The organism is Nocardia sp. NPDC059228 (assembly GCF_042754245.1).
In the GTDB taxonomy this organism is placed as follows: Bacteria; Actinomycetota; Actinomycetes; order Mycobacteriales; family Mycobacteriaceae; genus Nocardia.
The window spans coordinates 1-1,334 of sequence record NZ_JBHZAL010000120.1 but is presented as its reverse complement, the minus strand read 5'-3'; the positions used below and the strand labels follow the sequence as shown (position 1 = coordinate 1,334).

General features: G+C 67.8%; 1 protein-coding gene. It reads left to right on the top strand.

Features of this window, described 5'->3' with window-relative positions:
• Nucleotides 1-20: 20 nt before the first annotated feature.
• Nucleotides 21-1,334, top strand: a 1,314-nt coding sequence (locus ACFXKA_RS42860) for a cation acetate symporter (protein ID WP_379431885.1), incomplete at its 3' end; no start/stop codon positions are given.

The following is a 1,334-nucleotide window of genomic DNA, read 5'->3' as shown; positions in this document are numbered from 1 at the left end:
CCCTCGGCATCACCACCTGGGTGAGCCGTGACCGGCAGGGCTCGGCGGAGGAGTTCTACACCGGCGGGCGGCTCCTCTCACCCATGGAGAACGGTTTCGCCATCGCCGGTGACTACATGTCGGCCGCCTCCTTCCTCGGAATCTCCGGCCTCATCGCCCTGTTCGGCTACGACGGGATCCTCTACTCCATCGGCTTCCTCGTCGCCTGGCTCGTCGCACTGCTGCTGGTCGCCGAACCCCTGCGCAACTCCGGCCGCTACACGATGGGCGACGTCCTCGCCTACCGGATGCGCCAGCGCCCCGTCCGTACGGCCGCCGGCGCCTCCACCATCGTCGTCTCGATCTTCTACCTGCTCGCGCAGATGGCGGGCGCGGGCGTCCTCGTCTCCCTGCTGCTCGGCATCACCAGCGACGCCGGCAAGATCCTGATCGTCGCCCTCGTCGGCATCCTGATGATCGTGTACGTCACCATCGGCGGCATGAAGGGCACCACCTGGGTCCAGATGGTCAAGGCCGTCCTGCTCATCGCGGGCACCCTGCTCATCACCTTCCTGGTCCTGCTCAAGTTCAACTTCAACGTGTCCGACCTGCTCGGCAGCGCCGCCTCCAACAGCGGCAAGGGCGCGGCCTTCCTGGAGCCCGGACTCAAGTACGGCCTCACCGAGACCTCGAAGCTCGACTTCATCTCCCTGGGCATCGCGCTCGTCCTCGGCACCGCCGGTCTGCCGCACATCCTGATCCGCTTCTACACCGTGCCCACGGCCAAGGCCGCCCGTAAGTCCGTTAACTGGGCCATCGGCATCATCGGCGGCTTCTACCTGATGACCATCGCCCTGGGCTTCGGCGCCGCGGCGCTGCTCACTCCCAAGGAGATCACCGATTCCAACCCGGCGGGCAATACCGCCGCGCCACTGCTCGCCATGGAGATCGGCGGCGGCGGGGACTCCACCGGCGGCGCCATCCTGCTCGCCATCATCTCCGCGGTCGCCTTCGCCACCATCCTCGCGGTCGTGGCCGGTCTGACACTGGCGTCCTCGTCGTCGTTCGCGCACGACATCTACGCCAACGTCATCCGCCGCGGCAAGGCCACCGAGAAGGAGGAGGTGCGCGCGGCGCGCTACGCGACCGTCGCCATCGGTATCGTCTCCATCGCGCTCGGCGCCCTCGCCCGCGACCTGAACGTCGCCGGTCTGGTGGCCCTCGCCTTCGCGGTCGCCGCCTCCGCCAACCTGCCGACCCTTCTCTACAGCCTCTTCTGGAAGCGGTTCACGACGACGGGCGCGCTCTGGTCGATCTACGGCGGTCTGTCCTCTTCCGTCCTGCTGGTGCGGTTC